Genomic DNA, 11,778 nt, shown 5'->3' on the forward strand with positions numbered 1-11,778 from the left:
ATTCAGCCTTTAGATTGGAGGTCAACTATGGCACATAAGGAAATGCGGACGATGATGCAAGGCGCGGTTGTTTTAACGGTAGCATCATTTATCGCCAAAGTGTTGAGTGCAGTTTATCGGGTACCGTTTCAAAATTTAGTTGGGGATGAAGGGTTTTACGTCTATCAACAAGTTTATCCGATTTATGGTATAGCAATGACTTTAGCATTATCAGGACTGCCGCAATTTATTTCTAAAATCGTAGCAGAACAACCAGAAATCAGTGAGCAGAAAAAAGTATTGCAACAACTTTTTCCTTTTGTTTTTATTTTGGCGGGTTTATGTTGGGCCTTCTTCTTTTTCGGTAGCTATGAAATTGCGTATATGATGGGAGACTTGAAATTGTCCTCTTTGATCCAAGTTGTCTCATTTACCTTTTTGCTAGTTCCAGTATTGTCATTTTATCGTGGGAATTTCCAAGGACATTTAAGGATGATTCCAAGTGCCGTTTCACAAGTGGTAGAACAGCTCGTTCGAGTTGGTGTGATTTTAGTTGCGGCGTACTCATTTTCTAAGTTTGGCTGGTCAGTTTATCAGACTGGAACCATTGCAATGGCTGGTGCGCTTTTAGGCGGCGTAGTTGCTGCAGGAATTTTGTGGTATTATGATCGAAAGATTCGGATAGGCAGTTCTGCTTATCTGACTCAATGGAGATGGTCAAGGAATTCAGGGAGCTTGTTTAGACGTTTGCTAGTAGAAGGCGGTATTGTTTCTTTGTATAGTGCCTTTTTAATTCTTTTTCAGTTGGTCGATTCATTTGTTGTAAAGAATACACTGGTTATTTCTGGGATAAGTGATTCTGCAGCAAAGATTGATAAAGGTGTGTATGATCGTGGTCAGCCGCTCGTTCAATTAGGCTTGGTTGTTGCATTGGCGTTGAGCTCCAGTTTTTTACCGACGCTAACAAAATATTTTGTTAGTCAAGAGCAAGGACGCTTTTTGCAAGCGGCTAAAGTCTTTTTACGTTTGACAACGACCGTTGCAGCTGCTGCTTCATTAGGTTTAGTATTACTGCTCCCATACATGAATTTTGCTTTGTTTAAGGACTATCATGGCAATGGGGTCTTAGGCATCTATGTTTGGTCCATTGCATTTATGGCAGTGATTCAAGCCTATCAAAGTATTTTACAGAGCCGTAATCAGTTTGTGACAGCAATAGTTGCTGCATGTGCGGGTCTTTTGGTAAAACTTATTTCCACAAGTCCACTGACATATTCATGGGGGACAGTAGGTGCAAGTCTTTCTACGATTGCAGGATTGATTACTACGCTCATTTTCTTGATGCTTTTTTCTAAAAACGAGATTAACCGTTTTGTTATAGAACATCGCTTTTTCAAAAAACTAATGATCAGTTTAGCGACAATGGGTATTGTATTGATCTGTTATCAAGGTGTGATTGCGTTGTTTCTTGGAACGGTCGACCACCGAGGTCAGGCGTTGATCTTTACATTAGTGGGCGTTTTAATTGGTGCAGGAACATTTATTTACAGTATCATCAAAATAAAGTTATTTACTGTACGGGAATGGCTGACATTACCGTTTGGAGCAAAAATATTAAGAATGAAGAGGAAATAATTATGCGTTTAGATAAATTTTTAAAAGTTTCACGTATTATTAAAAGAAGACCTGTAGCAAAAGAAGTTGCTGATAAGGGGCGGATTCAAATCAATGGCATCTTGGCGAAATCATCGAGTAATGTAAAAATTGGGGATCAAGTTCGAATCCAATTTGGCAATAAAATCTTAGAAATCGAAGTACTCGAGCTTCGTGATTCAACGAAAAAAGAAGATGCAGAAAAGATGTATCAGATTATTTCAGAGAAAAGAGTCGAAAATAGTGAGAATTTAGATTAGACAAGCTTCTTAGATGTTGGTATAATAAACTGGACAAACCAAAAACGAGTGGAGCGGAAAACATGGGAAAAAAGAAAAAAGACATGGAGAAAGTTGCTGCATTAGATAATGAGTATACTAAAGAACAGTATGCTGAATTTCAAAAACAGCAAAAGCAGTTGATTTTCAGACGCCGACGTTTGGCAGTTGTTTTTCTCGTGGCGTTTGTGATTTTTATCGTTTCAGGGATGCAGCTAATGAAGGATTATCAACAATTGAGTGCTTTCAAAAAGCAGCACACAGAAGCGGTTGCTGAATCCGCAGAAGCTGATAAGAAGTTAAATCGTTTGGAACAAGACGTGGCCCTTTTAAGAGATGATGATTACGTAGCGAAGTTGGCTCGTAGCCGTTTTTATGTTTCAAAAGAAGGCGAACAAATCTATAACATTCCAGAGTTAGGCGGAACGACTAGCTCCAGCAATGAACAAAAAGAATCATCACAAGAGAGTCAATCACAGTCTCATTCAACTGAAAAACAATCAGGCGAATAACTGCAGATATAATAGGGTAAATAATAGGAGGAACATTTTTTTTATGTCAATTGAAGTAGGAGCGAAGTTGCCAGGAAAAGTGTCTGGTATCACTAATTTTGGTGCCTTCATCGATCTAGGTGAAGGAAAAACAGGGTTGGTTCACATTAGTGAAGTATCAAATGGATTTGTAAAAGATATCCATGATGTGTTGACCGTAGGAGATGAAGTAACTGTAAAAGTTACCTCAGTCGGTGATGACGGTAAAGTAGGCTTATCGATTCGTAAAGCTCAAGAACAAGCAGCAGAACCAAAACGTGAATATCAACGTCGTGATAACAATGAGCATCAAGGCAATCGTGATCGGAATCAACGTCCAGCACCTAAAAAACAATTTACAAGAGCACAACCAATGAACAATTCAAAACAAGATTTTGATTCATTGATGAGCTCATTTTTGAAAGATAGTGATGATCGTTTAACTTCACTGAAACGGAATACTGAAGGCAAACGTGGCGGACGCGGTGGACGTCGCAATTAACGAATAGATAATTGAAGCTGAGCGAAAGCTCGGCTTTTATGTTTGGTGCAGTTTTTGTGGAAGTCTATAAACTAAGGAACGAAGAGGTGAGTAGATGTTTCGAGAATTTTATGATCATTGTAAAAACAATGCGTACTGGCAACCAAACCAAAAATTACTATTAGCAATTTCTGGTGGAGTTGATTCGATGGTATTATTAGAACTCATGCGAAAGGCGGCGCAAAAAGACTGCTTAAAATTGATTGTCGCCCATGTCGATCACCGCTTACGATTAGAATCAGTAGAAGAAGCATTATACTTGAGTGAGTACTGCCAACAAAAAGGGATTTCATACTATAGTAAAGTGTGGGAAGAAGTTGACAAGTCAAAAAATACAGAGGCTCGTGCCCGCAATTTTCGCTATACTTTTTTTTCTGAAATTATGGAACAAGAAAATATTTCTACGCTTTTGACTGCTCACCATAGCGATGATCAAGCTGAAACGATTTTGATGAAATTGGTAAGAGGAAGTGCACTATCAAATTTAGTTGGGATCAGAGCGAGACGACCCTTTGGTGGTGGTGAATTGATTCGACCTTTCTTAATTTTTTCCAAAGAACAGTTGGAACAGTTTGCTAAACAATCAGGAATTGTGTATTTTGAAGATCGTTCTAATCAAAGCGATACCTATCTGCGTAATCGTATGAGACATCAGGTTATCCCTATTTTAAAACAGGAAAATCCAAATTTCTTACAGCATATCACTGATTTTAGTGAGCAACTTACTTTAGCTGACGAGCTTATTCAGTCTGTTATTGAACCAAAGTATGAGCGTTGGGTAAAAAAAACAGCAGAAGGTTGGGCATGTCAATTATCAGAACTAAGGCGGGAAGAAAGAAGTGTTCAACTGTTTTTCTTAATATTTTTTTTCCAACGAACAATTGTTTCACAAGGTGTGCTAATCAGTCAAGCGCAGCTTCAACAACTACTAAAACTGCTCAATCAGCCAGCCCCCCAATTGATGATGGATATCGAACAAGGTTGGCAAATAGTAAAAGAATACAATGTTGTCCATCTAAAGAAAAATCAGCTGAATTATAAAGAAGGCCCCTTTTTTTTATGTGAAAATGAGCAAGTTTTTCTTTCTGAAAATGAATGGCTAGGATTGGAAACGACAGAAGAAAAAATACAGCAGCCAGAAACAATAAAAAATTGGTCAGAGCATTCGTTACTCATAAGCGGGCAAACGAGATTACCATTAACGATCCGTCATCGTAAAAATGGTGACAGAATATCGATGACGCCTGACTTAACGAAAAGAGTGAATCGGATATTTATTGATCAAAAAGTTCCAAATTTGCTCAGAGATCAGGCTTGGATCATTCTTTCGGCGCAAGATCAAATTATTTGGGTTCCTCTATTTGTAAATTCCTATTTGAGTATTCCGAAAGAAACTGATAAAATACTCTACAGACTCCTTTATAAAATAAAAGAGTAAGGAATAGAAAATGCTTTTATTCAAAGCAACAAAATAATATAAAAATCATGAATAATGATCTCACAGGAAAAGGAGAGCACTATGTTAGAGAAAGATATTGAACGAGTTTTGATTAGCAAAGAACAAATTCTTGAAAAATCAATTGAACTTGGAAAACAACTAACAGAAGACTACAAGGATAAAAATCCATTAGTGATCGGTATTTTAAAGGGAGCAATTCCTTTTATGGCGGACATCACACGTACAATTGATACGTACTTAGAAATGGACTTTATGGATGTATCCAGCTATGGCAATGCAACCGTGTCTTCTGGTGAAGTAAAAATCGTTAAAGATTTAGACACAAATGTTGAAGGTCGTGATATTCTGATTGTAGAAGATATCATTGACAGCGGACGTACGTTAGCCTATCTAGTTGATCTCTTTAAGTATAGAAAAGCAGCATCCGTAAAAATTGTAACATTGTTAGATAAACCGGAAGGCCGTGTGGTCGATATCGTTGCGGATTACGTTGGTTTTGACGTACCCAATGAGTTTGTTGTAGGTTACGGCTTAGATTATGCTGAACGCTATCGAAATCTTCCGTATGTAGGGGTATTAAAACCTGAAATCTACGAATCAAATTAATATCTCTCTTAGATTTAGTTATGTTACAATGTAAAGGTCAGGATTGATAAAAATAAACCGTAAAATTAAATTACGAACAGTAATCAAAGGAGGACAGGCATGAATAAAAAAAATAGCGGCATGAAAAATGGCCTTTATTATGTATTGCTGATTTTGGCGATGGTCATGGTTGTTTATTTCATTTTTGGAAATAACAATCCTCAGTCACCAGATATCGAATACTCAACCTTCAGTACCCAATTAGAAGAAGGTAAAGTGAAAGAACTGACGATCCAACCAACCAATGGTGTGTATAAGATCACAGGTCAGTACAAAGAAAAACAAGAAATCAAAAATACTGGTGGTCTTTCTTTATGGGGATCTACAGAAGTTTCAACTAAAGCATTTACTACCATTGTCTTACCAAGTGATATCACCTTATCAGGAATCCAAGATATGGCGAAAGATAATAATGTAAAACTTACAGTGAAAGAACAATCATCTAGTGGTGCTTGGCTTTCTATCTTATTTAGTTTCTTACCAATCGTATTGTTTATCTTCTTATTCTACATGATGATGGGACAACAAGGCGGCGGTGGCGGTGGGGGCGGCCGTGTCATGAACTTTGGTAAATCAAAAGCCAAAGAAGCAGACAAAAAAGCCAACCGCGTACGCTTCTCTGACGTAGCAGGAGCGGAAGAAGAGAAACAAGAATTAGTTGAAGTGGTCGAATTCTTAAAAGACCCTCGCCGTTTCGTTGAATTAGGTGCCCGCATCCCAGCAGGTGTTCTATTAGAAGGACCTCCGGGGACTGGTAAAACCTTACTTGCTAAAGCCGTTGCCGGTGAAGCAGGTGTACCGTTCTACTCTATCTCAGGTTCAGACTTCGTTGAAATGTTCGTCGGTGTCGGTGCAAGCCGTGTCCGTGACTTATTTGAAACAGCGAAGAAAAATGCACCAGCAATCATCTTCATCGATGAAATCGATGCCGTTGGTCGTCAACGTGGTGCTGGTATGGGCGGCGGACACGATGAACGTGAACAAACCCTAAACCAATTGCTTGTTGAAATGGATGGATTTGATGGCAACGAAGGCGTAATCGTCGTAGCTGCAACAAACCGTTCAGATGTATTGGATCCGGCATTATTACGTCCAGGCCGTTTTGACCGTCAAATTTTAGTTGGTCGTCCTGATGTAAAAGGCCGTGAAGCGATTCTTAAAGTTCATGCTCGTAACAAACCATTAGCTGACGATGTTGATTTGAAAGTCGTAGCACAACAAACACCAGGTTTTGCTGGTGCTGATTTAGAAAACGTCTTAAACGAAGCGGCTCTAGTTGCTGCTCGTCGTAATAAAAAGAAAATTGATGCATCCGATGTGGACGAAGCAGAAGACCGCGTAATTGCAGGTCCTGCGAAGAGAGATCGTGTGATCAATAAAAAAGAACGCGAAATGGTTGCTTACCACGAAGCAGGACATACCATTGTTGGTTTAGTCTTAAGCCGTGCCCGTATCGTTCATAAAGTAACTATCATTCCTCGTGGACGCGCTGGCGGTTATATGATCGCTTTACCAAAAGAAGATCAATTCTTAATGACCAAAGAAGACATGTTTGAACAAATCGTTGGATTACTTGGTGGACGTACAGCAGAAGAAATTATTTTCGATGTACAATCAACAGGTGCTTCTAATGACTTCGAACAAGCAACAGGGATTGCCCGTAGCATGGTAACTGAATATGGAATGAGTGACAAATTAGGTCCTGTTCAATATGAAGGAAACCACCAAGTCTTTGTTGGACGTGACTATGGTCAAACAAAAGCTTACTCAGAACAGGTAGCATTCGAAATCGATCAAGAAGTACGTCGTATCTTGATGGAAGCACACGATAAAGCGCGTGAAATCATTGAAACGCACCGTGCGCAACATAAACTAATTGCTGAAAAACTATTAGAGTATGAAACATTAGATGCTCGTAGTATCAAATCATTGTTTGAAGAAGGCGTTATGCCACAGGATGTTATCGATAGCCAATTCCCTAGTGAAAAGGCTCAAACATTCGAGGAAGCCAAACGTGCATTAGAAGAAAAAGATGCACAAAGACAAGCCGAAGAAAAACAAGACTTTGAGGAAGCGAAAAAAGAGTTACATGACGAAACGGAAGAAGTAAAAGCGGACAGTGAAAAAACAGAAGAAAAAGTTCAATCAGAAGTAAAATCTGATGAAGAACACAAAAATGATTCTGAATATGACCGTAACAACTTTGACGATCGTTACAAATAAGCACATGAAAGTCTCCGTTACACTCGTTCAGTGAGTGTAACGGAGACATTTTTAATAGTTGCGTGCGCAACCCATGGCATTGCTGTATTTTATAAGTAGCGGTTACAGCTTTTTATGTAGTATTGATTTGTACAACTTTACTGTATTTTGGTTTAAGAATTTATTTTCCTTTGAACCAATCGGCTAATAAATAAAAATACGTTTCATTGCCTATCGTCTATTACTCTAAAAAAAGCAAGTAGCACTTATCAGTTCCAATTGTTGGTCGCGACTTGCTTTTTCTTTAGCTTAAAATGATTTAGTTGAAAAAATAGCCAAACACTAGTATTATCTGATAATGAGTTAGAAAAAGAAGCAAGTGAGAAGAGGAAAATAAAAATGGAAGATTACTTAGTTAAAGCATTATGCTATGAAGGATCAATTCGCGCTTATGCAGTTTGCGCAACCAATACAATCTCAGAAGCACAAAAACGTCATGATACATGGAGTTCTTCGACAGCAGCGTTAGGCAGAACGATGGTCGGAGCTTTGCTTTTAGGCGCAACTCTGAAAGGCGAAGACAAATTAACCGTAAAAGTTCAAGGAAACGGACCAGCTGGCGCGATAGTTGTTGATAGCGATGGGGATGGGAATACAAAAGGTTATATTAAAAATCCGCATGTTAGTTTAACGTTAAATGAAAATGGTAAAATCGATGTTCGCGGTGCAGTTGGAACTGAAGGGATTTTTACAGTAATCAAAGATTTAGGCCTGAAAGAAACTTTTTCGGGGCAAACACCAATCGTTTCTGGCGAAATAGGAGAGGACTTTACTTATTTCATGGCAGTCTCTGAGCAAATCCCATCGGCAATCGGCTTAAGTGTTCTGGTTGATACCGATGAAAGTGTCAAGGCTGCAGGTGGATTTATGATTCAAGTAATGCCAGGTGCGGATGAAAAAACAATTGATTTTATTGAAAAACGGCTACAAGAAGTTCCGATGATTTCCCGTTTGATTGACGAAGGTGAATCGCCGGAAGGAATACTAGAGCGGTTGCTTGGAAAAGATGAAATCGAAATCTTAGAAAAAATGCCAGTGCAATTTAAATGTAACTGCTCAAAAGAAAAATTTGGCACGGCGATCATTGCAGTAGGATTAGATGAAATCAATGCTATGATTGAGGAAGATCATGGTGCTGAAGCTGTTTGTCAATTTTGCGGCAATAAATACCACTATAGCGAAGCTGATTTGATAGAACTAAGAGACGAAGCAACCAAAAATACTCGTGAAAAATAACAGGAGGTCCATATGTGGAAAATAGGAGATATCGAAATTCCTAACCGTGTCGTTGTAGCACCTATGGCGGGTATTAGTAATGCAGCTTTTCGTGTAACAGTCAAAGAGTTTGGTGCAGGACTAGTTGTCTGTGAAATGATTAGTGATAAGGGAATACAGCAAAGAAATAAAAAAACGCTAGATATGCTTTATATAGATGAGAAAGAATATCCATTAAGCGTACAAATTTTCGGTGGAGACAAAGAGAACTTAGTCGAAGCAGCTAAATTTGTAGAAGAAAATACGAAAGCGGCGATCATTGATATCAATATGGGATGCCCTGTAAATAAAGTCATTAAAGCAGAAGCTGGGGCAAAATGGCTATTAGACCCAAACAAAGTCTACGAAATGGTAGACGCTGTTTCCTCCGCTATAGATTTGCCAGTCACAGTTAAAATGAGAACTGGTTGGGATGAAGATCACTTATTTGCGGTTGAAAATGCGTTAGCTGCTGAAAAAGCAGGAGCCTCTGCCATTGCCATGCATGGTCGTACAAGAGTTCAAATGTATGAAGGTCAAGCAAATTGGGATATTTTAAAAGAAGTCAAACGACATCTGACGATTCCTTTTATGGGAAATGGGGATGTACGTACACCTGAAGATGCCAAACGTATGCTAGAATATGTGGGGGCTGACGGTGTGATGATCGGTAGAGCTGCCTTGGGGAATCCATGGATGATCCAACGTACGAAGCAATATCTTGAAACTGGAGAACTACTACCAGAGCCAACCCCCTTTGAAAAAATTGAAACAGCTAAAGTACACTTGCAACGTTTAACCGATTTAAAAGGTGAAAAAATTGCTACTAGAGAATTCAGGCAACACGCTGCTTATTATTTAAAGGGAATCCCGCGTGCGGCTAAAGTAAAAGTTGCAATCAATCAAGCGGAAAGTCAACAAGAGATGGTCGATTTAATGGAAGCCTTCCTAGAAAAAACAGAAAAACAGGCAGAAAATGAAGCAATCGAAACAATCTAACAAAAAAAGCCGGCTGAAACAAAAATTCGGCTTGCTTTTTTTTGTTTTAATGTGGCATTATAGGGGTATGTGATTTCAGAATGGAGGAAGTACAGTGGCAGATGAACAACAAACGCATGTAGAAGATCTAAATGATCAAATGCTTGTGCGTCGTGAAAAAATGGAAAATCTACGTGAAGAAGGGATCGACCCTTTCGGGAAGCGTTTTGAACGTACACATAATTCAAAAGAATTACATGAACAATTTGATCAACATTCAAAAGAAGAATTAAACGAAATGGATTTATCAACAAGTGTAGCTGGACGAATGATGACTAAGCGAGGCAAAGGTAAAGCGGGTTTTGCGCATTTACAAGATCGTGATGGTCAAATCCAAATTTATGTACGGAAAGATCAAGTTGGTGATGAAGCGTATCAACTATTTAAACAAGCAGATCTAGGCGATTTCTTTGGTGTGACAGGGCAAATCATGAAGACAGATACTGGGGAAGTGACGGTTAAAGCGAAGACGATTGTCTTATTAACTAAAGCTTTACGCCCTTTACCAGATAAATACCATGGACTGACAAATATCGAGCAACGCTATCGTCAACGCTATTTAGATTTGATCAGTAATAAAGATAGCTTTGATCGCTTTATGAAACGTAGTCAAATCATCAGCGAAATTCGTCGTTATCTTGATGGTAATGGCTATGTAGAAGTTGAGACACCTGTCTTGCACAATGATGCTGGCGGTGCGGCAGCACGACCGTTTATTACCCATCATAATGCTTTAGATATGGAGTTATACCTGCGAATTGCCTTGGAGCTACATTTGAAACGCTTAATCGTCGGTGGTATGGAGAAAGTCTATGAAATCGGCCGAGTGTTCCGAAATGAAGGAACTGATACAACGCACAATCCAGAATTCACAATGTTAGAAGCCTATACTGCATATACAGATTATCAAGATGTGATGGATTTGACAGAAGGAATCATCCGTAATGCTGCAGAAAAAGTCTTAGGAACAACTGCAATCACTTACGATGGGCAAGAAGTCGATTTAGGCTCTGAGTTCAGAAGAGTGCATATGGTAGATGCAATCAAGGAACAAACAGGCGTAGATTTCTGGCAAGAAATGACGGTTGAAGAAGCACGCTCACTAGCAAAAGAACATAATGTAGAAATCAAAGATAGTATGGCAGTGGGACATATTCTAAACGAATTCTTTGAAACATTTGTTGAAGAAACTTTGCAACAACCAACATTTGTTTATGGTCATCCAGTGGAAGTTTCCCCCCTAGCGAAGAAAAATCCAGAAGATGCTCGATTTACAGATCGGTTTGAACTATTTATAGTAGGAAAAGAATTTGCAAATGCATTTACTGAATTGAATGACCCAATTGATCAACGTGAACGTTTTGAAGAGCAAGAAAAAGAACGTGAACAAGGAAATGATGAAGCGCATGGCGTGGATGAAGATTTTATTGAATCTTTAGAATATGGATTACCACCAACTGGCGGTCTAGGTATCGGTATCGATCGTCTAGTTATGCTTTTAACTGATGCCCAATCAATACGAGATGTCTTGTTATTTCCAACGATGAGATAAAAAATAAAAGAGTAGATTATTGACCGACAATCTACTCTTTTTTATTTTCATAAAAATAGCAGGAAAAACAATCGATTTCACTATTCTATCCGCAAAAAACGAACAATAAAGAGCAAAAGTAATAGAATAATCGGTAACGAAAAAAACTTTGAAAAAAATAGAAATTTTAGTTGACCTAAGCCCAGAAACTTGGTATATTATATCTTGTCGCAAGGCACCAATGAAACACGCCGAACGATAGAAATAACATAACATCCTAACGGGTGAAAAAAACTTTAGGAATCAGAAAAATTATTGTTGACAAATGATAACTGACCTGATAAACTAATGAAGTTGTCTCAGAAATGAATGGCAATGGAAAAGAAATAAAATAACAATTCAGGTTTTAAAAAACTTGAAAAATCAGGAAAAAGTTGTTGACAAATAACAACAAACCTGATAAACTAATGAAGTTGTCGGCGAAACATTCGATAACATCAAGCAGAAAAAGACTTTGAAACTTTTGAAGAAAAGTGTTGACATCAAATCAAAGATTTGATATGATATAAAAGTTGCTGCGAGGTAACACAGTAGACCTTTGAAAACTG

General features: G+C 38.4%; 10 protein-coding genes. All 10 read left to right on the forward strand.

Annotated features, from left to right (window positions below; all coding sequences use genetic code 11):
- The first annotated feature begins 27 nt into the window (after window positions 1-27).
- The 10 genes from BCR24_RS14645 to lysS all read left to right on the forward strand — a co-directional run bounded on the left by BCR24_RS14645 (window position 28) and on the right by lysS (window position 11,191).
- Window positions 28-1,614: a putative polysaccharide biosynthesis protein gene (locus BCR24_RS14645; protein WP_069641232.1), complete on the forward strand. Its 1,587-nt coding sequence runs from the start codon at window positions 28-30 to the stop codon at window positions 1,612-1,614.
- A 2-nt stretch (window positions 1,615-1,616) separates the two neighbouring features.
- Window positions 1,617-1,892 carry an RNA-binding S4 domain-containing protein gene (locus tag BCR24_RS14650; RefSeq protein WP_069641233.1) on the forward strand — a complete coding sequence of 92 codons (276 nt, stop codon included), beginning with the start codon at window positions 1,617-1,619 and terminating at the stop codon, window positions 1,890-1,892.
- Between the two features lie 62 nt (window positions 1,893-1,954).
- Window positions 1,955-2,422, forward strand: a complete 468-nt coding sequence (locus BCR24_RS14655) for an FtsB family cell division protein (protein WP_069641234.1) — start codon at window positions 1,955-1,957, stop codon at window positions 2,420-2,422.
- Between the two features lie 43 nt (window positions 2,423-2,465).
- Entirely contained in the window at window positions 2,466-2,942 is a 477-nt protein-coding gene (locus BCR24_RS14660) for a S1 domain-containing RNA-binding protein (protein ID WP_069641235.1), read from the forward strand.
- A 94-nt stretch (window positions 2,943-3,036) separates the two neighbouring features.
- Window positions 3,037-4,419, forward strand: coding sequence for a tRNA lysidine(34) synthetase TilS (gene tilS / locus BCR24_RS14665; protein WP_069641236.1), 1,383 nt, complete (start codon window positions 3,037-3,039; stop codon window positions 4,417-4,419).
- Window positions 4,420-4,500: 81 nt separating this feature from the next.
- On the forward strand, window positions 4,501-5,046 hold the full coding sequence (gene hpt / locus BCR24_RS14670) for a hypoxanthine phosphoribosyltransferase (protein ID WP_069641237.1): 546 nt from the start codon (window positions 4,501-4,503) through the stop codon (window positions 5,044-5,046).
- 99 nt (window positions 5,047-5,145) lie between these two features.
- Window positions 5,146-7,308, forward strand: coding sequence for an ATP-dependent zinc metalloprotease FtsH (gene ftsH, locus BCR24_RS14675; RefSeq protein ID WP_069641238.1), 2,163 nt, complete (start codon window positions 5,146-5,148; stop codon window positions 7,306-7,308).
- Window positions 7,309-7,686: 378 nt separating this feature from the next.
- Entirely contained in the window at window positions 7,687-8,583 is an 897-nt protein-coding gene (gene hslO, locus BCR24_RS14680) for an Hsp33 family molecular chaperone HslO (RefSeq protein ID WP_069641239.1), read from the forward strand.
- Between the two features lie 12 nt (window positions 8,584-8,595).
- Window positions 8,596-9,600 (forward strand): tRNA dihydrouridine synthase DusB, encoded by a 1,005-nt coding sequence (gene dusB / locus BCR24_RS14685; RefSeq protein WP_069641240.1) that lies wholly within the window; start codon window positions 8,596-8,598, stop codon window positions 9,598-9,600.
- 94 nt (window positions 9,601-9,694) lie between these two features.
- Window positions 9,695-11,191: a lysine--tRNA ligase gene (lysS, locus tag BCR24_RS14690; protein ID WP_069641241.1), complete on the forward strand. Its 1,497-nt coding sequence runs from the start codon at window positions 9,695-9,697 to the stop codon at window positions 11,189-11,191.
- The last annotated feature ends 587 nt before the right edge of the window (window positions 11,192-11,778 follow it).

Origin of the sequence: Enterococcus ureilyticus (assembly GCF_001730315.1) — a bacterium.
Classification (GTDB): domain Bacteria; phylum Bacillota; class Bacilli; order Lactobacillales; family Enterococcaceae; genus Enterococcus_L; species Enterococcus_L ureilyticus.